The organism is Halomonas cibimaris (assembly GCF_055379665.1).
This window is the reverse complement of record NZ_AP043828.1, coordinates 1,462,684-1,485,773: the sequence shown is the minus strand read 5'-3', so window position 1 is coordinate 1,485,773 and position 23,090 is coordinate 1,462,684. Positions and strand designations below refer to the sequence as shown.

Annotated in this window: 21 protein-coding genes; 17 read left to right on the top strand and 4 right to left on the bottom strand. The window is 65.8% G+C overall.

Translation table 11 applies throughout. The annotated features are described in order from the left end of the window. The first annotated feature begins 113 nt into the window (after positions 1–113). On the top strand, positions 114–1,595 hold the full coding sequence (gene mltF, locus ACZ415_RS06895) for a membrane-bound lytic murein transglycosylase MltF (RefSeq protein WP_344704404.1): 1,482 nt from the start codon (positions 114–116) through the stop codon (positions 1,593–1,595). Between the two features lie 30 nt (positions 1,596–1,625). After that, complete coding sequence (locus ACZ415_RS06890) at positions 1,626–3,578, top strand: sensor domain-containing diguanylate cyclase (protein WP_344704403.1); 1,953 nt, start codon at positions 1,626–1,628, stop codon at positions 3,576–3,578. A gap of 7 nt (positions 3,579–3,585) precedes the next feature. Here ACZ415_RS06890 and tadA read toward each other — a convergent pair whose 3' ends face one another. Next, a complete protein-coding gene (gene tadA / locus ACZ415_RS06885) occupies positions 3,586–4,047 on the bottom strand; it encodes a tRNA adenosine(34) deaminase TadA (protein ID WP_344704401.1) in 462 nt (153 codons plus the stop codon). Positions 4,048–4,105: 58 nt separating this feature from the next. Between tadA and ACZ415_RS06880 the strand changes: the two genes are divergently transcribed. Continuing rightward, entirely contained in the window at positions 4,106–4,960 is an 855-nt protein-coding gene (locus ACZ415_RS06880) for an acyl-CoA thioesterase II (protein ID WP_344704399.1), read from the top strand. A gap of 71 nt (positions 4,961–5,031) precedes the next feature. On the opposite strand, the gene ACZ415_RS06875 is transcribed toward ACZ415_RS06880, so the two are convergent. Together ACZ415_RS06875 and rpmE are read right to left on the bottom strand one after the other, a co-directional pair. After that, complete coding sequence (locus ACZ415_RS06875) at positions 5,032–6,303, bottom strand: malic enzyme-like NAD(P)-binding protein (RefSeq protein WP_344704397.1); 1,272 nt, start codon at positions 6,301–6,303, stop codon at positions 5,032–5,034. Between the two features lie 450 nt (positions 6,304–6,753). After that, a complete protein-coding gene (gene rpmE / locus ACZ415_RS06870; RefSeq protein ID WP_344704395.1) occupies positions 6,754–6,969 on the bottom strand; it encodes a 50S ribosomal protein L31 in 216 nt (71 codons plus the stop codon). 169 nt (positions 6,970–7,138) lie between these two features. On the opposite strand from rpmE, the gene ACZ415_RS06865 reads away from it, so the two are divergent. The 14 genes from ACZ415_RS06865 to hemB all read left to right on the top strand — a co-directional run bounded on the left by ACZ415_RS06865 (position 7,139) and on the right by hemB (position 20,651). After that, on the top strand, positions 7,139–9,370 hold the full coding sequence (locus tag ACZ415_RS06865) for a primosomal protein N' (protein WP_344704393.1): 2,232 nt from the start codon (positions 7,139–7,141) through the stop codon (positions 9,368–9,370). A gap of 124 nt (positions 9,371–9,494) precedes the next feature. Next, on the top strand, positions 9,495–11,180 hold the full coding sequence (gene argS / locus ACZ415_RS06860) for an arginine--tRNA ligase (RefSeq protein ID WP_344704391.1): 1,686 nt from the start codon (positions 9,495–9,497) through the stop codon (positions 11,178–11,180). 3 nt (positions 11,181–11,183) lie between these two features. After that, positions 11,184–11,852: an SPOR domain-containing protein gene (locus ACZ415_RS06855; RefSeq protein WP_344704389.1), complete on the top strand. Its 669-nt coding sequence runs from the start codon at positions 11,184–11,186 to the stop codon at positions 11,850–11,852. Between the two features lie 132 nt (positions 11,853–11,984). Then, complete coding sequence (hslV, locus tag ACZ415_RS06850; protein WP_344704387.1) at positions 11,985–12,503, top strand: ATP-dependent protease subunit HslV; 519 nt, start codon at positions 11,985–11,987, stop codon at positions 12,501–12,503. 3 nt (positions 12,504–12,506) lie between these two features. Continuing rightward, entirely contained in the window at positions 12,507–13,829 is a 1,323-nt protein-coding gene (gene hslU, locus ACZ415_RS06845) for an ATP-dependent protease ATPase subunit HslU (protein WP_344704385.1), read from the top strand. A 98-nt stretch (positions 13,830–13,927) separates the two neighbouring features. After that, positions 13,928–14,311 carry a gamma-butyrobetaine hydroxylase family protein gene (locus tag ACZ415_RS06840; protein ID WP_344704383.1) on the top strand — a complete coding sequence of 128 codons (384 nt, stop codon included), beginning with the start codon at positions 13,928–13,930 and terminating at the stop codon, positions 14,309–14,311. Positions 14,312–14,454: 143 nt separating this feature from the next. Next, complete coding sequence (gene ubiE / locus ACZ415_RS06835; RefSeq protein ID WP_344704381.1) at positions 14,455–15,243, top strand: bifunctional demethylmenaquinone methyltransferase/2-methoxy-6-polyprenyl-1,4-benzoquinol methylase UbiE; 789 nt, start codon at positions 14,455–14,457, stop codon at positions 15,241–15,243. A gap of 14 nt (positions 15,244–15,257) precedes the next feature. Then, the gene (locus ACZ415_RS06830; protein ID WP_344704453.1) at positions 15,258–15,905 is read left to right on the top strand and encodes a ubiquinone biosynthesis accessory factor UbiJ; all 648 of its coding nucleotides are present in this window, start codon (positions 15,258–15,260) and stop codon (positions 15,903–15,905) included. After that, a complete protein-coding gene (gene ubiB, locus ACZ415_RS06825) occupies positions 15,902–17,521 on the top strand; it encodes a ubiquinone biosynthesis regulatory protein kinase UbiB (protein WP_344704379.1) in 1,620 nt (539 codons plus the stop codon). Before ACZ415_RS06830 ends, ubiB begins: the two co-directional genes overlap by 4 nt. Before the next feature lie 77 nt (positions 17,522–17,598). Then, entirely contained in the window at positions 17,599–17,976 is a 378-nt protein-coding gene (locus tag ACZ415_RS06820) for a phosphoribosyl-ATP diphosphatase (RefSeq protein ID WP_344704377.1), read from the top strand. Between the two features lie 52 nt (positions 17,977–18,028). Further along, positions 18,029–18,301, top strand: a complete 273-nt coding sequence (gene tatA / locus ACZ415_RS06815) for a Sec-independent protein translocase subunit TatA (protein ID WP_344704375.1) — start codon at positions 18,029–18,031, stop codon at positions 18,299–18,301. A 3-nt stretch (positions 18,302–18,304) separates the two neighbouring features. Next, positions 18,305–18,700 carry a Sec-independent protein translocase protein TatB gene (tatB, locus tag ACZ415_RS06810; protein WP_344704373.1) on the top strand — a complete coding sequence of 132 codons (396 nt, stop codon included), beginning with the start codon at positions 18,305–18,307 and terminating at the stop codon, positions 18,698–18,700. Further along, positions 18,697–19,488: a twin-arginine translocase subunit TatC gene (gene tatC / locus ACZ415_RS06805; RefSeq protein ID WP_344704369.1), complete on the top strand. Its 792-nt coding sequence runs from the start codon at positions 18,697–18,699 to the stop codon at positions 19,486–19,488. Before tatB ends, tatC begins: the two co-directional genes overlap by 4 nt. Before the next feature lie 155 nt (positions 19,489–19,643). Next, a complete protein-coding gene (gene hemB / locus ACZ415_RS06800) occupies positions 19,644–20,651 on the top strand; it encodes a porphobilinogen synthase (RefSeq protein ID WP_344704367.1) in 1,008 nt (335 codons plus the stop codon). Between the two features lie 103 nt (positions 20,652–20,754). On the opposite strand, the gene metE is transcribed toward hemB, so the two are convergent. Further along, the gene (gene metE, locus ACZ415_RS06795; protein ID WP_344704365.1) at positions 20,755–23,082 is read right to left on the bottom strand and encodes a 5-methyltetrahydropteroyltriglutamate--homocysteine S-methyltransferase; all 2,328 of its coding nucleotides are present in this window, start codon (positions 23,080–23,082) and stop codon (positions 20,755–20,757) included. Positions 23,083–23,090 lie beyond the last annotated feature (8 nt).

Here is a 23,090-nt window from a genome sequence, read left to right as displayed (position 1 = left end):
CAGCGGCAGTTCGCGCCATGATACTGGAAAGCGCCGTACAGGCGAAATCAGCCGGGTGACAGCAGGTCCCGGGCTTAGTATCGTTGCGCCATGCCAAATGCCGACACCGCGCCATGCTGACGCTTTATCGCCGACATTTTTCTCCGCGCACCGGCGGCTACATCGCCTGTGCGGCCGTTTTCGTCTTGACCATGCTGCCGGCCTTTGCGCTTTTCGACGGCGAAAGCGCGCTGCGCGCCATTCAGCAGCGCGGCTTTCTTACCGTGCATACCCGCACCTCGCCGACGATCTACTACGAAGGCCGGCGCGGCCCTGCCGGGTTTGAGTACGCGCTGGCACGCCGCTTTGCCGATCACCTGGGCGTAAGCCTGAATCTGAAAGCCGACCACCACCTGGAAGACGTGCTGCCCGCCGTACGCGCGCACGGCGATCTGGGGGCGGCCGGGCTGGTGCTGACGCCCACCGTGCCCGGCATCGGCTTTACCCGGCCGATCATCGAGATGCAGCCGCTGGTGGTGTACCGGCGCGGGCTGAACGGCATCCAGGGCCCGGAAGACCTGGTGGGCCTGGAAATTGCCACCCTGCGCGACGCCAAGGGTGCGGGCACCTCGGCCAGCCTGCGCGATCTGCAGCAAACCTACCCCGGGCTTGGCTGGAAGGAATCCGGCGAGCTGGAAGTCGCCGATCTGCTCGCCCAGGTGGAAAACGGCCAGCTCGACGCCGCCGTCGTGTTCGCCCACCAGTTTCGCGTCAACCGGCTGTTTTTCAAAAACGTCGAGCGCGGCTTTACGCTGGGCAGGCCAAGCTCGCTGGCCTGGGCGGTCCCCGCCCGACAAAGCTCGGATCTTTTGCGCCAGGCCAACCGCTTTCTGCGCGGGCTTGAGCAAAGCGGCGAGCTTTCCGCGCTGGTCAAGCGCTATTTCGGCCACGACGACTATCTGGAATATGTCGGCACCCGCACCTTTCTCAAGCATCTGGACTCGCGGCTGCCGCGCTATCGGGCGCTGTTTCAGCAGGCCGCCCGGGGGACCGGCTTTGACTGGCAGCTGCTGGCGGCGGTGGGCTATCAGGAATCCCACTGGGACGCCGATGCGGTCTCCCCGACCGGCGTTCGCGGGCTGATGATGCTGACCTCGCCTACTGCCCGAGAAATGAACGTCGCCGACCGGCGCGATCCGGCCCAGAGCATCGACGGTGGGGCGCGCTACCTGCGCCATCTGGAAAAGCGCCTGCCCGACAGCATCACCGGAGACGACCGGCTGTTCATGGCGCTGGCGGCCTACAACGTGGGCCTTGGCCATCTCTACGACGCCCGGGATATCGCGCAGATGCGCGGCGGCGACCCCGACCGCTGGGCAGACGTGCGCGAGGCGCTGCCGCTTTTGCAGCAGCGCCAGTGGTACGAAAAAACCCGCCACGGCTATGCCCGCGGCGGCGAGCCGGTCATTTATGTGCGCAACATCCGCCGCTACCATGAAATGCTGCAATACGTCGAACGCAGCCGCCAGCAGTTTTTCCAGCTGGAACAAAACGACAGCGACGCGACACACAGCGATGCGCTGATGCCGTTTGACCTGGTGCCGCCGCTTAACTGATCGCGCCGCCAACCCGATGGGAACACTGCCATGCCGCAACCGCTTGCACGCTTCGCCGGCCCGCTGCTGCCGGTTTTTGGCACTGCTGCTGTGACCGCCTTGCTGTGGGCCGGCACCGCGCCTGCGGCACTTTTCGGGATAGCGCTGGCCCAGTGGGCGGCGGCAAGCGGGCGCACAAAAACCGCTCAAGGGTTCTCGGCCCTGGTGTTTATCGCCCTGCTGCCCGGCTTTTTCAGCTACGTCACGCCCGAGGCGCTGATCAGCACCGGCCAATGGCTGGCCGCGGTGTCGGCCGTCGCCCCCGAGGCAGCGCTGACTCAGGTACGTCCGCCGCTGCTGGCAACCCTTGCGCTGATGCTGCTGGCACTGATCCCGCTGCTGCGCCAGCGCGCCCGCCTGGGCGCCCCGCTGCTGCTGGCCGGCGCCGGGCTGCTGGTGGCCGCCCAGCTGGCATGCCGGCTTTGGCCGCTGCCGATAGCGCCGCTGCTCGCCCCCGGGTTCGGCGTGTGGCTGGCGCCGCTGGCCGGATTAACGCTGAGCCAGCTGCTGCTCGCTCGGGCCCGGTGGCAGGGCAAACCCCGGCTCAACCGCGCACTGGTGCCGGCAAGCGCGCTGCTCTGCGCGGCGCTGGTGCTGTGGCAGTATCAGTACCGCCATGTTGAAACCCGCCTGCACGACGCCACGCGCCAGGAGGGAGACGTGCTGGCAGGCCGGCTTGCCGATGACGTACACCGCCAGCTCGACGCCATGCGCCGCTTTGCCCACGCCTGGCAGCTGCTGCATACGTCGCCCAGCGCCCGGCAGTGGCGCCGCCAGGCCGCCCGGCTGTACGACGACGATTTTCGCTACCTGGTCAATATCGCCTTTATCCACCCGGACAGCCGCATTATTCACGTCTACCCGCACAGCCGGCTCAACACTAGCGTGCGCGGCCAGCACCTGTTCGCCGCGCAGCCCCAAAGCCGCCCGGTTATCGAGGCGGCCCTGTCAGGCCGGGGGCAAACCAGCACCGGCATCATCGAGCTGCTGCAGGGCGGGCCGGGGATTATCTACTACCTGCCCATGCGCGACGCCGACGACACCCTGACAGGAGCGGCGGCCATGGTCATCAGCCTGCCGCTGCTGGCCGATACGCTGTTCGATGCGCTACGGCCGGACCGCGCCCTGTGGACCTGGCACGGCCCCAGGCGCGTGCTGGCCCGCTTTGGCAGCCCGTCGCGCCCCGGGCCCTGGCGCCATCGGTACCGGCTGGATCTTTCCGGCCAGACGCTGGAGATCGTGCAGCGCCCGCTCCGCGACTATCTGCTCGCCCGCCGTTCACGGCTGCCCGCCATCACGCTGACCATCGGCCTGGTGCTGGCCTATCTGCTGTACATGGTGCTCTACACCCTGCGCCGGCTGGGCGAGCAAAACGTCGCTTTTCAGCGCAGCAACGCCCAGCTCCAGGAAGAGATCGACGAGCGCCGCCGTTTGCAGCAAGCCGTGGAATGGCTGGCCCACCACGACGAGCTGACCGGTCTCGCCAATCGGCGCCGTTTTCTGGAGCAGGTGGACAGCCTGCGCGACGCCCCGCCGCTGAGCCTTGTGCTGTGCGATATCGATCATTTCAAACGGGTCAACGATCAGCTGGGCCATTTGACCGGGGATGAATACCTGAAGGCCGTCGCCGGCATCGGCCAGGCGGTGATGGCCGAGTACGGCGGCTTTTTTGCCCGCTACGGCGGCGAGGAATTCATCGGCTGTTTGCCCGGTGCCCACCACGCGCGCGCCTGCCACGCAGCCGATACCCTGCGCCAGCGGCTTTTCCAGCGCGCCCTGCGCCAGGCAGACGGCAGCCGCGTGAGCTTGAGCGCCGGCGTGGTGACCTATCGCGGCGGCCGGTTTGATCTGCCGCACATGATGCAGGCCGCCGACGACGCGCTGTATCGGGCCAAGCGCCAGGGGCGCAACCGAACCGAAAGCGCCGCGCCGCTGGCCGAGTGACGCGCGGCTATGCCACCGGGCGCCGGGCGGCAAAAAACTGCTTGAGCAGCCGCTTCGACGCCGGCGCCAAAACGCCCGGCGTCACCGCGACGCGGTGGTTGAACCACGGCTGCGCCAGCAGGTTGGCCCGGGATTCCAGCATCCCGGTACGCGGCTCGGCGGCGGCGTATACCAGCCGCGCCAGGCGCGCGTTCACCGCCGCGCCGGCGCACATCATGCAGGGCTCCAGGGTGACGTACAGCGTGCAGCCGTCGAGCCGGTAGTTACCCAGCGCGCGGCCCGCCGCACGCAGCGCGGCCACCTCGGCATGGGCGCAGGGGTCACACTCGGCGAGCGGTGCGTTATGGGCCGCGGCCATGATGTCACCGGCGGCGTCCACGACCACCGCCCCCACCGGCACTTCGCCGGCCCCGGCCGCCAGATGCGCCTGATCCAGCGCTCGGTGCATGTAGTATTCATCGCTGCGCATGGGCGTAAACTCCGTTAAAGTGGCCGAAACGTTTGCATGATACGCAAGGAGTTGCTGCATGAACCATGAGCCCGACACCGGCGCCCTCGGCCAGCTGGTGGCGCTACTTGACGTCGAAGCGCTGGAAGATACGCTGTTTCGCGGCCAAAGCCAGGACCTGGGCCTGCCTCAGCTCTACGGCGGCCAGGTGCTGGGCCAGGCACTGGCCGCCGCTACGCGCACCGTGCCCGAAGAGCGTCAGCCGCACTCCCAGCACGGCTATTTTCTACGCCCGGGGGATCCGCACCGCCCGGTGGTGTATCAGGTCGACAAGGTGCGCGACGGCGGCAGTTTTACCACCCGCCGGGTCACGGCGATACAAAAGGGCCGGCCGATCTTTTTCTGCAGCGCCTCGTTTCAGATCGCCGAAGACAGCCGGCTGCGCCACCAGCGGCCCATGCCCGAGGTGCCCGACCCGGACACGCTGCTGCAAAAAAGCCGTGCTGCCCGGCATGCCCAGACGCAAAACCACCCCAGCCAGTTTCTGCCGGTGCCCCGCCAGCCGGGTGACACCCACCCGGCCCGGCGCTGTTTATGGTTTCGCTTTGACGGCACGCTGCCCGACACCCCGGCCCTGCATCGCCATCTATTGTCCTACGCCTCGGACTTCAACCTGCTGACCACCGCGCTGGTGCCCCACGGCGTCGGCTTCACCGACCCCGCCCTGCAGATCGCAAGCCTGGACCACGCCATCTGGCTGCACGCCGATGCCCGGCTGGACGAATGGCTTTTGTACGTTATCGAATCACCCTGGAGCGGAAACGCCCGCGGGCTTGCCCAGGGGCATATCTATCGCCGCGACGGCACGCTGGTCGCCTCAACCGCCCAAGAGGGCCTGACCCGCCTGCACGACGCCGCGAAGCACCCGGCATAAAAAAGCCGGCGCCCGCTGGGTGCGGGCGCCGGCGCTGGGCGAGCGAATCAGCCGAGCTCGTTCACCGTGACTTATTCGCCGTATACCTGTCCGATGGACGTCAGCGGATAGTGCGCGGGAAACGGCTTGCGCGCCACGCCCGAGTCCACCGCGGCCCGGGCCACGGCGGAAGACACGCGATCCAACAGGCGAATATCCACCGGCGTGGGAATGATGTAGTCGCGGCCAAAGCGCATTTCGTCGCGCTCGTAGGCGTCCAGCACTTCCTGGGGTACCGGCTCCCGGGCCAGATCGGCAATGGCGTGAACGGCGGCCACCTTCATTTCCTCGTTGATCGAGGTGGCGCGCACGTCCAGCGCCCCGCGGAAGATGAACGGAAAGCCCAGCACGTTGTTGACCTGGTTGGGATAGTCCGAACGGCCGGTGGCCATGATCACGTCCGGACGCGCGTCGCGGGCATCGTACGGGTGAATTTCCGGGTCCGGGTTGGAGCAGGCAAAAACCACCGGATCGTGGGCCATTTTCGCCAGCTGCTCTTTGGACAGCAGATTGGGCCCGGACAGCCCGACGAACACGTCCGCCCCTTCGATCACGTCGTCCAGGGTGCGCTTGTCGGTCTCGTTGGCAAACAGCGCCTTGTACTCGTTGAGGTTGTCCCGCCCGGTATGAATCACGCCTTTGCTGTCGAGCATGAAGATGTTTTCCCGGCGCATGCCGCAGGAGATCAGCAGGTTCATGCAGGCAATCGCCGCCGACCCGGCGCCCAGGCAGACAACCCTTGCGTCTTCAAGCGTCTTGCCGGCGATACCCAGCGCGTTGATCATCCCCGCTGCGGTAACAATGGCGGTGCCGTGCTGGTCATCGTGGAACACCGGAATGTTGCAGCGCTTTTTCAGCTCGCGCTCAACTTCAAAGCACTCCGGGGCCTTGATGTCTTCCAGGTTGATTCCGCCCCAGGTATCGGCAATGTGGGCGACCGTATCGATAAACGTCCGGGCATCTTCGGTGTCGACTTCGATATCCACCGAGTTGATACCGGCAAAGCGCTTGAACAGCACGCCCTTGCCTTCCATGACCGGCTTGCTGGCAAGGGCTCCCTGGTTGCCCAGGCCCAGAATGGCCGTACCGTTGGAGATGACAGCGACCAGGTTCCCCTTGCCGGTGTAGCGATAGACATTTTCCGGATCCTTGGCAATCTCGCGTACCGGCTCTGCCACGCCCGGGCTGTAGGCCAGCGCCAGATCGCGTGCGGTGGCGGTCGGCTTGGTGAGTTCTACCGAAAGTTTTCCGGGAATCGGCTTGGCATGGTAGTCCAGAGCCGCCTGCTTGAATGCATCCGTCATGGTCAGAGTCCAGTTCAGCGTTGAAAATGGAAAGGCGTCTTAGCGTATAAAAAAAACGCCCGGCGCCTCAAGCGTGCTGCCCGATCTAAAAAGAAAGGCGTACCTTCTTTCCTTTTAGCCTATTTTTTGCGACTTTTCGCTACAAATGTTCAACGTAGCCCGGCAGTTTTCTTCGCCCCGGGATGATCCGGGGCTCGTTGACAGCGCGCGTGGAAGTCCGTTTATGCCTGTTTTTATGGAAAATTATTCCACAAAATAGCATCGGGCGCATGCCTTCCGTCTTGCAGCACGTTGGATTCTACCGTCAATACGACAAACGGCATAGCATAGACCCCGCTTCGGGTGGGCACGCAGGCCACAGGCCGGCCAAAGCCTGCCCGCACGGCACGCGAAAGCAAAAAAAAGCCCACGCCAAAAGCGTGGGCTTTACGCCGGGTTTTCCGGGGCTTTTTAGCTGCGCTTCGTCGCGACACCGAAGCGCTTGTTGAAGCGCTCGATGCGTCCGCCGGTGGTCGCCTGCTTTTGCTTGCCGGTGTAGAACGGGTGGCAGTTGGAGCAGACGTCCAGAGAAAAGTCATGACCGGAGGTCGAGCCGACGGTAAAGCTCTCGCCGCAGGAACACGTCGCGGTGACCTTGTTGTAATCCGGGTGAATACCTTGTTTCATCGTGAGCCTCACAAAGCTGTATGCCGCCACCTGATCGCCTGCCAGGCACCGCATACGGGTTGAAAAACGTGCTAACCGGTTAGCCGTTGCGCCGCGCCGTTATCGCTGATAAAAGGCGGCGTGGCGCCAAGCGGTCGCGCATTCTAGCAAACCTGACGCCGGAGGCCAATTGCCCACTTGTGCCGCATCGCCTGCGCCCATACTGCGCGTGGCCCTGCCCTCGCCGCTGCGCCGGCTGTTCGACTATCTTCCCGCCGCCCGGGCGCCGGCCTGCGGCTGGCAGCCGGGGCTTCGCGTGCGCGTGCCCTTCGGCCACCGCGACGTCGTCGGCGTGGTCATCGAACTTGCCGACACAAGCGAGCTGCCCCGCCAGAAACTGCGCGCGGTAAGCGAGGCACTCGACGACACCCCGCTGCCGGCGGACTGGCGCTGGCTGTGCCGCTTTGCCGCGCGCTACTACCAGCACAGCCTGGGCGACACGCTGCACCACGCCCTGCCCGCGCGGCTGCGCCAAGGCTTTCCCATGGCCGGGCGCACCCACACGCGCTGGCGCCGCGCCCCGAACGCTCCCGAGGCGCCGAACTTCGGCCGCGCCGCCCGCCAGGCCGAGCTCTGGGCGCTTTTGGGCCAGCATCCCGGCGGTTTGGCCACCCGAGCGATCACCGCCCACGGCCTGACCCACGACGTGCTCAACCGGCTTTTACACAAAGGCCTGATCGAGCGCTGCGAGGTGGAAACCGCCGCCCCCGTTCCCGCCGGCGGCTCGCTGCTGGCAACGCCGGCCCTGCCGCTTCACCGTGAACAGTCTGCGGTGCTTGCCGCACTCCACGAAAAGCTGGACGCCTTTCACCCGTGCCTGCTGGAAGGCGTGACCGGCAGCGGCAAAACCGAAGTGTATCTGCAGCTCATCGAAGCCATCGCCGCCAAGGGCCGCCAGGCGCTGGTGCTCGTGCCCGAAATCGGCCTTACGCCGCAAACGCTTGCCCGCTTTCGCCAGCGCTTCAACGTAGCGGTGCTGGCGCTGCATTCCGGGCTCACCGACGCCGAGCGCCTGGACGTCTGGGAGGCCGCCGCCAGCGGCCGGGCCAAAATCATTATCGGCACCCGCTCGGCCATTTTCACCCCGCTGGCTCGTCCCGGCGCGATCATCGTCGACGAAGAGCACGACGGCTCGTACAAACAGCAAGACCGGCTGCGCTACCACGCCCGGGATCTGGCCGTGGCCCGGGCCCACTACCACGGCATTCCCGTAGTGCTGGGCAGTGCCACGCCGTCGCTGGAAAGCCTGCACCGCGCGCTCGACGGCCAGTACCGCCATCTGTTTTTAACCCAGCGCGCCAGCCGCCACCCGCCGGCCCGGCTGGAACTGCTCGACCTGCGCCATCGGCGCCGCCAGGGCGGGCTTTTGCCCGACGCGATCAAGGCGGTGAAGGCCACGCTCGACGCCGGCAAACAGGTGCTGGTGTTCATCAACCGCCGGGGCTTTGCGCCGACTCTTGCCTGCCACGCCTGCGGCTGGCAGGCCGAATGCGACCGGTGCGATGCGCGCATGACGCTACACCGCGCCCCGCCGCTTTTGGCCTGCCACCACTGCGACAGCCGCCGCGCCCTGCCCGATGCCTGCCCGGAGTGCCAAAGCGGTGATCTACGCGCGCTGGGCAGCGGCACCGAACGCAGCGAAGAAACCCTGCAGACGCTGTTCCCGGAGACCACGATCCACCGCATCGACCGCGACAGCACCCGGCGCAAGGACAGCTTCGAGCAGGCGCTAAGAGAAATCCAGCGCGGCGAGCCCTGCCTGCTGGTGGGCACCCAGATGCTGGCCAAGGGCCACCACCTGCCCCACGTCACGCTGGTGGTGGTGGTCAACGCCGACGGCGGGCTCTACGCTGCGGACTTTCGCGCCATGGAGCACAGCGCCCAGCTGCTCGAACAGGTCGCCGGCCGGGCCGGACGCGCCAACGATCCGGGCCGGGTGCTGGTGCAGACCCTGCACCCGGACGACCCGCACCTGACGCTTTTGGCCGCGCGCGGCTACGGGGCGCTGGCGCGCGAGCTGCTGGAAGAGCGCCGCGCCGCCGGGCTTCCGCCCTACGGCTTCATGGCGCTTTTGCGGGTAGAAAGCCCCCACGTGGACGCCGCCACCGCCCTTGCCCAAGCCGCCGGCGCAGCACTTACCGACTGGCTTGACCAAACCGCGACCCAGGCGTACTGCCTGGGGCCTGTGCCCGCGCCCATGGAGCGCCGCCAGAACCGCTACCATCTGCACGTCATGCTAAGCGCCGAGAAGCGCAGCCGCCTGCACGCCGCCGCCCGCTTTTTGACCCACTGGCTGGAAACCAGCGCCCAGGCCCGCCGGGTGCGCTGGTCGCTGGACATCGACCCGCAGACGCTGGCCTGAACCGACGCTTTGAAACTCATTGCGAAATGCTGATAATGAGCGCCCTGATGGCGACGCGCTCACCCCGTTGCCGTGCGCCCCGACCGGCGCTTGCCCACGCCGCCACCGAATTCCGGATGCTTACATGAAAGACACGATTATCTCCCTGCTGGAAAGCGCCGTCAGCGCCCTCAAGCAACAGGGCGTGCTGCCTGACGATTTCCAGCCGGCCATCAAGGTTGACGCCACCAAAGACAAGGCCCACGGCGACTACGCCACCAACCTTGCACTGGCCGCGGCCAAACCCGCCGGCATGAAGCCGCGCGAGCTGGCCTGTGCCATTATTGCAGCGCTGCCGGAAAGCGACGCGGTGCAAAAGACCGACATCGCCGGCCCCGGCTTTATCAACTTTTTTGCCGCCACCGACGCCGCCGCGCAGATCGTCGCCCAGGTGCTGGACGCCGGTGACACCTTCGGGCGCAGCATGATCGGCCAGGGCAAAAAAGTGCAGGTGGAGTTTGTCTCCGCCAACCCCACCGGCCCTTTGCACGTAGGCCACGGCCGCGGCGCGGCGATCGGCGACAGCCTGTGCCGGCTTCTGGAAGCCACCGGCTTTGACGTCACCCGGGAGTTTTACTACAACGACGCCGGCGCGCAGATTCACAACCTGGCGCTGTCGGTGCAGGCCCGGGCCAAAAACCTCACGCCCGACGACGCCGACTGGCCCCAGAACGGCTATCGCGGCGACTACATTGCCGACGTAGCGGGCGACTATCTGGCCTGCCACACGGTGATCGCCGACGATCGGGAAGTAACCGCCAAAGGCGACGCCGACGACCTGGCAGCGATTCAAGCGTTCGCCGTGGCCTGGCTGCGCCGGGAGCAGGATCTGGACCTCAAGGCCTTCGGCGTCGAGTTTGACGTCTACTTTTTGGAATCCTCACTCTACGAGGACGGCAAGGTCGAGGATGCGGTCAACACGCTGATCGCCAACGGCCACACCTATGAGCAGGACGGCGCGACCTGGCTACGCACCACCGATTTCGGCGACGACAAGGATCGCGTCATGCGCAAGCGCGACGGCGGCTACACCTACTTTCTGCCCGACGTGGCCTACCATCTGGACAAATGGCGGCGCGGCTTTACCACCGTGATCAACGAGCAGGGCGCCGACCACCACTCCACCATTACCCGGGTGCGCGCCGGGCTGCAGGCGCTTGACGCCGGCATTCCCCGGGGCTTTCCCGACTACGTGCTCCACCAGATGGTCATGGTCACCCGCTCCGGCGTGGAGGTAAAACTTTCCAAGCGCGCCGGCAGCTACGTCACCGTGCGCGATTTGATCGACGAGGTAGGCCGCGACGCCACGCGGTTTTTCCTCGCCGCGCGCCGGGCGGACTCCCAGCTCACCTTCGATATCGATCTGGCCCGCTCGCAGTCCAACGATAACCCCGTGTACTACGTGCAGTACGCCCACGCCCGGGTATGCAGCATGCAGCGCCGGGCCGAGGCCGACGGCAAACCGTTCGACCACGCCCAGGCGCTGGATAACCTGGCCCTGCTGGACAGCGATCAGGAAAACGCCGTGCTCAAACGGCTGGCTTTATATCCGGAAGCGGTGGAAAACGCCGCTAAAAATCGCGAACCCCAGCAAATCGCCCAGTACCTGCTGGATCTGGCGGCGGATTTTCACACCTGCTACAACGCCATCAAGGTCATGGTCGACGACGACGCCACGCGCAACGCCCGGCTGGCGCTGGGCCTGGCCGCCCGCCAGACCCTGCGCAACGGCCTTGACCTGATGGGCGTCAGCGCACCCGAGGAGATGTAGCCCATGGCCGCCCAGCGCAAAAAGCCCGTCCGCCGCGGGGCTACCGCCCAGCGCAAGGCCCCGGCAAAGCAGCGCCGCCGCCTGCGCCTGCCCGGCTGGCTGTGGGCGCTTGGCGGGCTGGTGGCCGGCTTCATGTTTGCCCAGCACCTCAACGGCACCGCGCCCTGGCAGGGCAAAACACCGCAAACGCCTGACAGCCCCGCGCCGGTCAACGACGCAAAAAACGCCGACGACGACGGCATGCCCACCTTTGAGTTTTACACGCTGCTGCCGGAAACCGAGGTAATTGCCCCGGGCGGCGCGGTGCCTACCCAGGTGAGCGCACCGGAGCCTGCACCGTCAGACGACACAGGCGATGACCCCATCGCCCAGGTCATTGCCGCCCGAAGCGGCACCGACGACAAGCCGGCGGCCCAACGCCAAGCGCCCACCGCGCCCGGGCGCTACATGCTGCAGGCGGCGTCGTTTCGCGAAGTGGCCGACGCCCGGGCGCTGCGTTCACGGCTGCAAAACCTGAGCCTTCTGGCCAAGGTCAGCGAGGTCAAGGCCGGCGGGGCGACCTGGCATCGGGTGCAGGTCGGCCCCTATGAAGACACCCGGGAGCTGACCCGCGCCCGGGATCTGATGAGCACCCAGGGCATTGAGCCGCTGCTGATCCAGCTGCAGGACTGACCCGGCCGGCACGGGCGGACGGTTGATTTTTCCGCCCCCGCCCGCATTTCATGCCAACGCGCATTGTTTACAGGTGCCGGGCGCCGGCATCGACAGTCACCGGGAGCCCGCCTCCCACAAGGAGTACTCTCCATGACCACTATCGTTTCCGTGCGTCGCGGTGACCAGGTCGCCCTGGCCGGCGACGGCCAGGTATCGCTTGGCAACACCGTGATGAAAGGCAACGCCAGCAAGGTGCGCCGGCTGTATCGCGGCCGCGTTCTGGCTGGCTTTGCCGGCGGCACCGCCGATGCCTTCACCCTGTTTGAACGCTTTGAAGCCCAGCTGGAAAAATACCAGGGGCATCTGACCAAGGCCGCCGTGGAGCTGGCCAAGGACTGGCGCACCGAGCGCGCTCTGCGCCGGCTGGAAGCGCTTCTGGTCGTGGCCGACCACACCACCTCGCTGGTCATTACCGGCAACGGCGACGTCGTCGAGCCCGAACACGGCGTGATTGCCGTGGGCTCCGGCGGCAACTTTGCCGAGGCCAGCGCCCGGGCGCTTTTGGAAAACACCGAGCTGTCCGCCCGCGAGATCACCGAAAAATCCCTCGCCATTGCCGGTGACATCTGCGTGTTCACCAACCACCACGTCACTATGGAAGAGCTTTAAGCCATGACTCAGATGACACCCCGCGAGATCGTCCATGCGCTGGACCAGTACATCATCGGCCAGAAAGACGCCAAGCGCGCCGTGGCCGTGGCCCTGCGCAACCGCTGGCGGCGCATGCAGCTTGACGCCGAGCTGCGCCCGGAAGTCACGCCCAAAAACATCCTCATGATCGGCCCTACCGGCGTGGGCAAAACCGAAATCGCCCGCCGGCTGGCCAAACTCGCCCGGGCCCCGTTCATCAAGGTCGAGGCCACCAAGTTCACCGAGGTGGGCTATGTGGGCCGCGACGTGGAGTCCATCATTCGCGACCTGATGGAGTCCTCGATCAAGATGGTCCGCGAGCAGGCCAAGGAAGAAGTCGGCAACCGCGCCGAAGACGCCGCCGAAGACCGCATTCTCGATGCCCTGCTGCCGCCGCCCCGAGGCCAGGAAGACAAGCCCCGGGAAGACAGCGGCACGCGCCAGTCGTTTCGCAAGAAGCTGCGCGAAGGCCAGCTCGACGACAAGGAAATCGACATCGAGCTTTCCACCCAGGGCCAAAACGTCGACATCATGACCCCGCCGGGCATGGAAGAAATGACCAGCCAGCTGCAGAACATGTTTTCCAACATGGGCCAGCAGAAAAGCGAAACCCGCCGCGTCACGGTCAAGGAAGCGTTCAGCCTTCTGCGCGACGAAGAAGCCGGCAAGCTGGTCAACGAAGACGACATCAAGACACGGGCCGTTGAGGCGGTCGAGCAGCACGGCATCGTGTTTCTCGACGAAATCGACAAGGTGGCCAAGGGCAGCGGCCAGTCCAGCGGCGGCGATGTCTCCCGCGAGGGCGTGCAGCGCGACCTTTTGCCGCTGATCGAAGGCTCCAGCGTGTCGACCAAGCACGGCATGGTCAAAACCGACCATATCCTGTTTATCGCCTCCGGGGCGTTTCACCTCTCGCGGCCGTCGGATCTGATCCCTGAGCTGCAGGGCCGTTTGCCCATCCGCGTGGAGCTCGACGCGCTGACCCCGGACGACTTCAAGCGCATCCTCACCGAGCCCTCGGCTTCGCTCACCACCCAGTACGAGGCGCTGCTGGCCACCGAAGGGCTTGAGGTCGAATTCACCCCGGACGGCATCGAGCGCATCGCCCAGATCTCCTGGCAGGTCAACGAAGGCACCGAAAACATCGGCGCGCGCCGGCTGCACACCGTCATGGAGCGGCTGCTCGAAGAGGCCTCGTTCAAGGGCGGCGACATGGACGGCCCGCTGACCGTTGACGCCGACTACGTCAACGCCCAGCTCGGCGAGCTTGCGGTAGACGAAGACCTCTCGCGGTATATTCTCTAGCGCCGCCGGCGCGTTTTTGCGCCGCTCTTTTGCCCCCTTGCCCCGCGCATCAGGCGCGGGGCATCATGTTTTGGGCCACTGCATGCAAGAGGTACGTCATGAATCCCCCCGTTCCCGTTAACGTTCACTACCATAAAAAAGCCCGCCAGCTGGAGCTTGCCTACCGCGGCGGCGAAACCTACCGCGTGGCGGTGGAGCTTTTGCGCGTCTGCTCGCCGTCGGCCGAGGTGCGCGGCCACAGCAATGAAGAAGCCGTGCTGCAGGTGGGTAAAAAAGATGTCGGCCTCAAAGACATCACCCCGGTGGGCAACTACGCATTGAAGCTGCACTTTGACGACGACCACGAAAGCGGGCTTTACACCTGGCAATACCTTTACGATCTGGCCAGCCGCCAGGACGCCTGGTGGCAGGACTACCTGGACCGAATGCACAAGGCCGGCGCCTCGCGCGCGCCGCTGGGCATCGAAATCAAGCAGGTATAGCCCCGAGGCGCCGGCACTTCGCCACGTACGACCCGAAGGGGCGCAGACAAGCCGGGGCGGACAAGGCTACAATGGCGCCAGTTTCTTCTGCGGCGGCCCGCCAGGCAAGGCCGCCTTACCGTCTCGACTTCCGGAGCCACTCCATGAGCCCCACGGAAAAACGCACCGCCAACCACGCCCCGGGCGACGGCGATCAAACCACGGACTTTGGCTTTCAGGACGTGCCACGCCACGAAAAAGCCTCGCGCGTCGCGGACGTCTTTCACTCGGTCGCCGCCCGCTACGATGTCATGAACGATTTGATGTCCATGGGCATTCACCGCCTGTGGAAGCGTTTAACCCTTGAGCGCTCGGGCGTGCGCCCCGGCCATCGGGTGCTGGATATCGCCGGCGGCACCGGCGATTTAACGCTGAAGTTCTCGCGCATGGTCGGCCCCCGGGGGCAGGTGATACTCGCCGACATCAACGCCTCGATGCTCGGCGTGGGCCGCGACAAGCTCATCGACAGCGGCGTGGGCGGCAACGTCGACTACGTGCAGGCCAACGCCGAGTGCCTGCCGTTTCCCGACAACCACTTCGACTGCATTACCATCGCCTTTGGGCTGCGCAACGTCACCGACAAGGCCGCCGCCCTGCGCTCCATGCAGCGGGTGCTAAAACCCGGCGGACGCCTTTTGGTGCTGGAGTTTTCCAAACCCCAAAGCGAGCTGCTGTCCAAGGCCTACGACGAATACTCCTTTCGCGTACTGCCGCGGATGGGCCAGCTGGTAGCCGGCGACGCCGACAGCTATCGCTATCTGGCCGAGTCCATTCGCATGCACCCGGATCAAAAAACGCTCAAGGACATGATGGAAACCGCAGGCCTTGAACGGGTGGAATACACCAACCTCACCGGCGGCATTGTCGCGCTCCACCGCGGAATCAAGCTATGACGCGCCCTTCCAACATGACGGCAACGCCTGCGCTGATGCTGGCCGGCATTGAACGCGCGATCAACGCCCTGCTGGCCCGAGACCCGGCCGCCCCCGGCCGCCTGGAAGCGCTGGCCGGCAGCCGCCTGCTCGTTCGTCTGGAGCAGCCGCGCCTGGCGCTGATGCTGCACTTTCATCGCGCCGGGATCGACCTTGCCCACGCCAGCGATGACGCCGACTGCGAAGCCTCCGCCGACGCCGTGGTGGAGCTGACCCCGGAAACCCTGTCGCGCTGGGCCGGCGGCGAAAGCCTTGAGCGGCTGATGTTTTCCGGCCGGCTTTCCCTGCGCGGGCGCACCCACCTGCTGGAAGCTGCCCAGGCGCTGTTCACCGATCTCGACATCGACTGGGAAGGCGAGCTTGCCGGGCTGCTCGGCGACACGCCCGCCCATTCGCTGGCCGAAGGGCTGCGCCGGGTCGCACGCTTTGGCCTGCGCGCCAAAGACGAGCTGCTCGCCGACGTGGCCGAATACGTGTTCGAAGAGGCCAGGCTTCTGCCCGGCCGCCGCCAGCGCGAAGTGCTGCGCGACCACCTCACCGAACTGGACGTCGCCACCGACCGGCTGGAAGCCCGCTTTGCCCGGCTGCAGCGGCTGCTGGCCGAGCGCGAGGGCCGGGTATGAGCCTGCGACTGATACGTATCGGCTGGGTCATCGCCCGCCACCGGCTGGACACTCTGGTGCCGTTTGCGCGCCTGCCCTGGTGGATGCGCGCGCTCACCTGGCTTTCACCGCTGCGGCTTTTTCCAGTAGGCCCGCGCAGCCGCGGCGAGCGTCTGCGTCTGGCGCTGGAGGCGCTGGGGCCGATTTTTGTCAAGTTCGGCCAGATGCTCTCCACCCGACGCGATCTGCTGCCGCCGGATATTGCCGACGAGCTCAAGCGCCTGCAGGACCAGGTGCCGCCCTTCCCCGGCGAGGCCGCCGCGGCCCGGGTAGAGGCCGAGCTGGAAATGACCCTGGCCGAGGCCTTTGCCCACTTCGAGCGTGAACCGCTGGCCTCGGCCTCCATCGCCCAGGTGCATGCCGCCCGGCTGCACAGCGGCGAAGACGTGGTGGTCAAGATCATCCGCCCGGGCATCGACCGCGTGATGCGCCAGGACATGGCGCTGATGTATCAGCTCGCCAAGCTGCTCGCCCGGGTGCCCGAGGCCCGGCGGCTGCGTCCGGTAGAAGTCATTCGCGACTACGAGGCCACGCTGTTTGACGAGCTTGACCTGTACAAGGAAGCCGCCAACACCTCCCAGCTCAAGCGCAACTTCAAAGACTCGCCGCTTTTGTTCGTGCCCGCCATCTACTGGGCCTTCACCCGGCGCAAGGTCATGGTGCAAGAGCGCATTCGCGGCGTCCCGGTGGCGGATACCGACACCCTGCTGGCCCGGGGCACCCACCTCAAGACCCTGGCCGAGCGCGGCGTGGAGATCTTTTTTACCCAGGTGTTTCGCGACAACTTCTTTCACGCCGATATGCACCCGGGCAACATCTTCGTCAACTGCGACGACGGCGAGAACCCGCAGTACGTGGCCATCGACTGCGGCATCGTCGGCAGCCTGACCCGAGAAGACCAGGACTATCTGGCGCGCAACCTGCTGGCGTTTTTCCGCCAGGACTATTACGAAGTCGCCGCGCTGCACATCGAATCCGGCTGGGTCGGCGAAGGCACACGGGCCAACGAGTTTGCCGCCGCCATTCGCACCGTGTGCGAGCCGATTCTGGAAAAGCCGCTCAAAGACATCTCCTTCGGCCAGGTGCTGCTGGGGCTTTTCCAGACCGCCCGGCGCTTCAACATGGAAGTCCAGCCCCAGCTGGTGCTGCTGCAGAAAACCCTGCTCAACATCGAAGGGCTGGGCCGCCAGCTCTACCCCGATCTTGATCTGTGGAGCACCGCCAAGCCCTACCTTGAGCGCTGGATGAAAGAGCGTGCCGGCGTGCGCGGCCTGTGGGACTCGCTCAAGCGCCAGGCCCCGGAGCTTTCCACCCAGCTGCCGGAGCTGCCGGCTCTGGCCCACCAGACACTGAGCCGGCTGGAAGCCAGCGACCGCCAGCAAAGGCGACAAAGCCAGGCCGTAAGCGACATGCGCCGGCACATGCAGCGCCAGGGCAAGCGTCAGCACCGGCTGCGCCTGGGGCTGATCATGCTCGCCGCGGCCCTTGCCTGGCAGCCGCTGGCGGGCTGGGCCGCCGGGCAGGACTGGCCGGTGCTTGCCGCCGCCGCCATCGGCCTTTTGCTTTTGGCCTGGTAGCCGGCGAGCCGCCAAGCTGATGCGCATCAAGAAACGCAGCGCCTATTTCTCTTACGCTACACAACGGATACGTCGCCATGACCACCACGCCGACCCCGGATTCCCGTCTCGCCACCGACACCGTGCTCGACGCCCTGACTGCGGTACTCGACGCGCGCCGCCATGCAAGCGCCGACGACTCCTACGTCGCCGCCTTGCACTGCAAGGGGCTGAACAAGATACTGGAAAAAGTCGGCGAGGAAGCCACCGAAACGCTGCTTGCGGCCAAGGATGCCGGACAGAGCAACGACGCAGCGGCGCGGCAGGCACTGGTCGCCGAGACGGCGGATCTATGGTTTCATAGCCTGGTCATGCTCTCGCATCTGGGGCTGGATCACCGCTCCGTGCTCGACGAGCTGGCACGCCGGTTCGGCGTCTCGGGGCACGACGAAAAAGCCGCTCGCACGGGCGGGTAGCCATTCGCCACCGCCCAAGGTTATTTGGGCATTCGTTAACGAGGACACGCATATGCTAGGCGGTATCAGTATTTGGCAGCTGCTCATTGTGCTGGGCATCATTATTCTGATTTTCGGCACCAAAAAGCTGCGCAACGTCGGCACCGATCTCGGCGGCGCCGTCAAGGGCTTTAAAAGTGCGATGCACGAAGAAGAGAAAAAAACCGATGAGGACGACGCCGACACGCCCCAGGCCAAGGTACGCCACGACGACGATACAGCGGGCAACACCTACGACGTCGAGGCTCAGGAAAAGAAACCGGAAAACAGCAACGAGCGCAGCTAACCCATGCTGGATATCGGCTTTCTCGAACTGCTGATCATCGCCGTGGTGGGGCTTTTGGTACTCGGCCCCGAGCGGCTGCCCCGGGCGGCTCGAACCACGGGCATGTGGGTCGGCAAAATAAAGCGCACGGTGTCCGGCATGCAGCGCGAGATCAGCGCCCAGCTGGAAGCCGAAGACCTGCGGCAAAAACTCGACGAGCAGCAGAAAAAACTCGACGACAGCCTCACCCGGGCCAAACAGGACGTGGAAAGCCTGGCCGATGCGCCCGGCAAGCAGGCCCGCCAGGTAGAGCGCCAGGCCGCGGACGCCTCGGCCCGGCTGGATGACGCGCTGGAAACCCTGCGCGAAACGCCGGCCGACACCGGCGGAAACGAGAAAAAGGACGAAACATCATCATGAGCGATGGTTCGCAAAAGCAGGAAACGAACCGGCAGGCAGGCGCCGCCCAGGCCCCGCTGATCGAGCACCTGGTCGAGCTGCGTTCGCGGCTGATGCGGGCCGTTATTGCCATCGTGGTCATTTTTCTCAGCCTGTACGCCTTTGCCAACGATATCTACGGCTTTGTCGCCGAGCCGCTGATGGCGCTGCTGCCCGAAGGCGCGCAGATGATCGCCACCGAGGTGGCCTCGCCGTTTCTCGCCCCGTTCAAGCTCACGCTGGTGGTGGCAGTGTTCATTGCCATCCCCGTGGTGCTGCATCAGGCCTGGGCCTTTGTCGCGCCGGGCCTTTACGACAATGAAAAGGCCCTGGCGATACCGCTGCTGCTGTCCAGCGTCGGGCTTTTTTACGCCGGCGCGGCGTTTGCCTACTACGTGGTGTTTCCGCTGCTGTTTTCGTTTTTTACCCAGGCAGGGCCGGACAACATTACGGTGATGACCGACATCAATCAGTACCTCAACTTCGTGCTGAAACTGTTTTTTGCCTTTGGCGTCGCCTTCGAGATTCCCATTGCCACCTTTTTGCTGATTCTTTCAGGCGCCACCACGGTCGAAAGCCTCGGCCGCAAGCGCCCCTATATTCTGCTGGGCTGCTTTATCGTGGGCATGGTGCTCACCCCGCCGGACGTGGTTTCCCAGAGCCTGCTGGCCGTGCCCATGTATCTGCTCTACGAAATCGGCCTGCTGTTCGGCCGCCTGTTCGGCAACCGCCAGGTACGCCGCCGGGCCAACCGCCAAGACGCTGACTAAAACGCCGCGCCGGGCATGCCCGCCCGGCCGTGCAAAAGTTGGCAGCGGTTTATACCCGGCCGAGGGTTCACAGCGCCTTGCAACAGCCGACTGCTCGGCTTTTGCCGGGTATACTGCCGGTGAAACGCTTTTTTACCCTACCGCTGGAGGCTTTCTTGACTACGTTCACCCCGCGCGATTTTCCTGCCACTCGCATGCGCCGCATGCGCCGGGACGACTTCTCTCGCCGGCTGATGCGCGAAAATACCCTTACCGCAGCGGATCTGATTTTGCCGGTGTTTGTCATGGAAGGCGAAAATCAGCGCCAGGCCGTGCCCTCGATGCCCGGCGTTGAGCGTTTGACGCTGGATCTTTTGATCGAGCAGGCCCGGGAGGCCCACGCGCTGGGCATCCCGGCGCTGGCGCTGTTTCCGGTGATTGAAGCCGACGGCAAAACCCTGCACGCCGAAGAGGCCTACAACCCCGAGGGGCTGGTTCAGCGCAGCGTGCGCGGGCTCAAGGCCGCCGTGCCGGAGCTGGGCATCATCACCGACGTGGCGCTGGACCCCTACACCAGCCACGGCCAGGACGGCATTCTCGACGATACCGGCTACGTGCAAAACGAGCCCACGGTCAAAGCACTGATCAAGCAGGCGCTGTCCCACGCCGAGGCCGGCGCCGACGTGGTCGCCCCGTCGGACATGATGGACGGGCGCATCGGCTCGATCCGCCAGGCGCTCGAACAGGACGGGCTGATCCACACCCGCATCATGGCCTACAGCGCCAAGTACGCGTCGAGCTACTACGGCCCCTTCCGCGACGCCATCGGCTCGGCGGGCAACCTCGGCCAGGCCGACAAGCGCACCTACCAGATGGACCCGGCCAACGCCGATGAAGCGCTGCACGAAGTCGCCATGGACATTCGCGAAGGCGCCGACATGGTCATGGTCAAGCCCGGCATGCCGTATCTCGACGTGGTGCGCCGGGTGAAAGACGAGCTTGCCGTACCCACCTTTGCCTATCAGGTCAGCGGCGAGTACGCCATGCACCGCGCCGCCTTCGACAACGGCTGGCTCGACGCCGACAAGGTGATTCTGGAATCGCTCGCCGGCTTCAAGCGCGCCGGCGCCGACGGTATTCTCACCTACTTCGCGCTGGACGCCGCCAGGCTGCTGGCGAAGTAGCAGGCCGACTCAAGCCAGCGCCTACCCTGTCGCGGGCTGCCCGCAGCAAGAAAGCCGGCCATATCGTGGCCGGCTTTGCTGTTAGTAATTGAAGCGGGGCTTGTTACACCGTGGCGGCGCCTTCCTCGCTTGGTGCTTTGGCGCGCTGGCGCAGCGTCTCGGCCGCCTTGACCATGTTGGCCAGCGCCGGCTCAACTTCCTCCCAGCGCCTTGTTTTCAGCCCGCAGTCCGGGTTGACCCACAGCCGCTCGGCGGGAATGCGCTCGGCGGCTTTCTCCATCAGCGTCACCATCCAGTCTATATCGGGCAGGTTGGGGCTGTGGATATCGTAAACTCCGGGGCCGATCTCGTTGGGGTAGGCAAAGTTCTGGAAGGCGTCCAGCAGTTCCATGTCCGAGCGCGAGGTCTCGATGGTGATCACATCGGCGTCCAGCGCGGCAATCGCGCCGATGATGTCGTTGAACTCCGAGTAGCACATGTGCGTGTGGATCTGGGTGGCGTCGGCAACGCTGGACGCGCTCAAACGAAAGCTCTCCACTGCCCAGTCAAGATACGCCTGCCACTCGGCCCGGCGCAGGGGCAGCCCTTCGCGCAGGGCCGGCTCATCGATCTGGATGGCCCGGACGCCGGCGCGCTCAAGGTCTACCACCTCGTCGCGCAGCGCCAGGGCAATCTGGCGGCAGGTGGTCGCGCGCGGCTGGTCATCGCGCACAAACGACCACTGCAGAATCGTCACGGGGCCTGTGAGCATGCCCTTCATCGGCCGGTCGGTGAGCGACTGGGCGTACTCGCTCCAGCGCACGGTCATCGGCGCCGGACGCGCCACGTCGCCGAAGATCACCGGCGGCTTCACGCAGCGCGAGCCGTAGCTTTGCACCCAGCCAAAGCGGGTGAAGGCAAAGCCGTCGAGCTGCTCGCCGAAGTATTCCACCATGTCGTTGCGCTCGGCCTCGCCGTGCACCAGCATATCGATGCCCAGCGCTTCCTGGCGCGCCACGGCGTAGGCGATTTCGGCGCGCATCCGCGCTTCGTACTCGGCGGTGCTCAAATCACCGTTTTTGTGCGCGCGGCGGTCGGCGCGAATATCCCCGGTCTGGGGAAAAGAGCCGATGGTCGTCGTCGGATACAGCGGCAGCGAAAGCGCCTCGCGCTGGGCCTTGGCACGCGTGGCGTAGGGCGCGCCGCGCCGGCTGTCGGCAGAGGTAACGGCGGCCAGCCGCGCGGCCACCGCCGGCCGGTGAATGCGCGCGGATGCGCGGCGGGCCTCCAAAGCGCGGGTGGCATCGGCCAGGCGCTGCTCGTCGTCGGCGGTGGCGCGGCCGTCGAGCAGGCGAGCAAGCGTGACCGTCTCGTCAAGCTTTTGGCGGGCAAAGGCCAGCCAGCTCTTGAGCTCGCCGTCCAGGTCGGTTTCGGCACCCACGTCCACCGGCACGTGCAAAAGCGAACAGCCGGGGGCCAGCCACAGGCGATCGCCCAGGCGCGCTTTCAGCGGCTGAAGGCGCTCGCGCAGGGCGGCCAGATCGGCCCGCCAGACGTTGCGCCCGTCGATTGCGCCAACGGACAGCACCCGATGCGGGCCGATGCGATCGACTACATGGTCCAGCTCGCCCGGGGCGCGCACGGCGTCCACGTGAAGGCCGGCCACCGGCAGACGCGTGGCTACCGAAAGATTATCGCCCAGCCCGCCAAAGTAGGTCGCCAGCAGAATCTTCACCGCGGCGGCCTGCAGGCGGTTATAGGCGCGCTCGTAGGCCTGCTGCCACTCGGCGGGCAGATCCTGCACCAGCGCCGGCTCGTCAAGCTGCACCCACGCCACGCCCTGCTCGGCCAGCCGGGTGAGCACGGCGGCGTAGACATCGACCACGCCGTCGAGCAGCTCCAGGCGGTTGAACGCGCCGCCCTTCTCCTTGCCCAGCCACAGCCAGGTCACAGGCCCGGTCAGCGCGACCTTGGGGGTAAAGCCGGCGGCCTGGGCCTCGGCGACCTCGTCGAACAGCCGCGTGCTGGCAAGTGTAAACGTCTGGCCCTGGTGCAGCTCAGGAACCAGGTAGTGATAGTTGGTATCAAAATATTTGGTCATCTCGCAGGCGGCCGCCGGCTCGCCGCTGGGTGCGCGGCCCCGGGCCATGCGAAAGGCGGTGTCCAGCGCCACCTCGCCCTGCTCGACCTCGGCGGCGGCGTTAAAGCGCTCGGGCACCGCGCCCAGCAAAACAGAGACGTTGAGCACCTGGTCGTAAAAGGCGAAGTCGCCGACGCTTGCGAAGTCCAGCCCGGCGTCGCTTTGCGCCTGCCAGTGGGCGGCGCGCAGCTTTTGCGCCTGCTGCTCAAGCGCCGCCTGATCCAGATCGCCCTTCCAGTAGGCTTCGGTGGCTTTTTTCAGCTCGCGGAAGGCACCGATGCGCGGATAGCCCAGAATATGAGAAACTGTCATGCAATATG

Coding starts and splice junctions, on each gene's coding strand:
- argS (WP_344704391.1), top strand. CDS start 9,495: ATGAAAGACACGATTATCTCCCTGCTGGAAAGCGCCGTCAGCGCCCTC.
- ubiE (WP_344704381.1), top strand. CDS start 14,455: ATGAGCCCCACGGAAAAACGCACCGCCAACCACGCCCCGGGCGACGGC.
- ACZ415_RS06830 (WP_344704453.1), top strand. CDS start 15,258: ATGACGGCAACGCCTGCGCTGATGCTGGCCGGCATTGAACGCGCGATC.
- rpmE (WP_344704395.1), bottom strand. CDS start 6,969: ATGAAACAAGGTATTCACCCGGATTACAACAAGGTCACCGCGACGTGT.
- hslU (WP_344704385.1), top strand. CDS start 12,507: ATGACTCAGATGACACCCCGCGAGATCGTCCATGCGCTGGACCAGTAC.
- metE (WP_344704365.1), bottom strand. CDS start 23,082: ATGACAGTTTCTCATATTCTGGGCTATCCGCGCATCGGTGCCTTCCGC.
- ACZ415_RS06875 (WP_344704397.1), bottom strand. CDS start 6,303: ATGACGGATGCATTCAAGCAGGCGGCTCTGGACTACCATGCCAAGCCG.
- hslV (WP_344704387.1), top strand. CDS start 11,985: ATGACCACTATCGTTTCCGTGCGTCGCGGTGACCAGGTCGCCCTGGCC.
- ubiB (WP_344704379.1), top strand. CDS start 15,902: ATGAGCCTGCGACTGATACGTATCGGCTGGGTCATCGCCCGCCACCGG.
- ACZ415_RS06890 (WP_344704403.1), top strand. CDS start 1,626: ATGCCGCAACCGCTTGCACGCTTCGCCGGCCCGCTGCTGCCGGTTTTT.
- ACZ415_RS06840 (WP_344704383.1), top strand. CDS start 13,928: ATGAATCCCCCCGTTCCCGTTAACGTTCACTACCATAAAAAAGCCCGC.
- tatC (WP_344704369.1), top strand. CDS start 18,697: ATGAGCGATGGTTCGCAAAAGCAGGAAACGAACCGGCAGGCAGGCGCC.
- tadA (WP_344704401.1), bottom strand. CDS start 4,047: ATGCGCAGCGATGAATACTACATGCACCGAGCGCTGGATCAGGCGCAT.
- ACZ415_RS06820 (WP_344704377.1), top strand. CDS start 17,599: ATGACCACCACGCCGACCCCGGATTCCCGTCTCGCCACCGACACCGTG.
- tatA (WP_344704375.1), top strand. CDS start 18,029: ATGCTAGGCGGTATCAGTATTTGGCAGCTGCTCATTGTGCTGGGCATC.
- ACZ415_RS06855 (WP_344704389.1), top strand. CDS start 11,184: ATGGCCGCCCAGCGCAAAAAGCCCGTCCGCCGCGGGGCTACCGCCCAG.
- mltF (WP_344704404.1), top strand. CDS start 114: ATGCTGACGCTTTATCGCCGACATTTTTCTCCGCGCACCGGCGGCTAC.
- ACZ415_RS06880 (WP_344704399.1), top strand. CDS start 4,106: ATGAACCATGAGCCCGACACCGGCGCCCTCGGCCAGCTGGTGGCGCTA.
- tatB (WP_344704373.1), top strand. CDS start 18,305: ATGCTGGATATCGGCTTTCTCGAACTGCTGATCATCGCCGTGGTGGGG.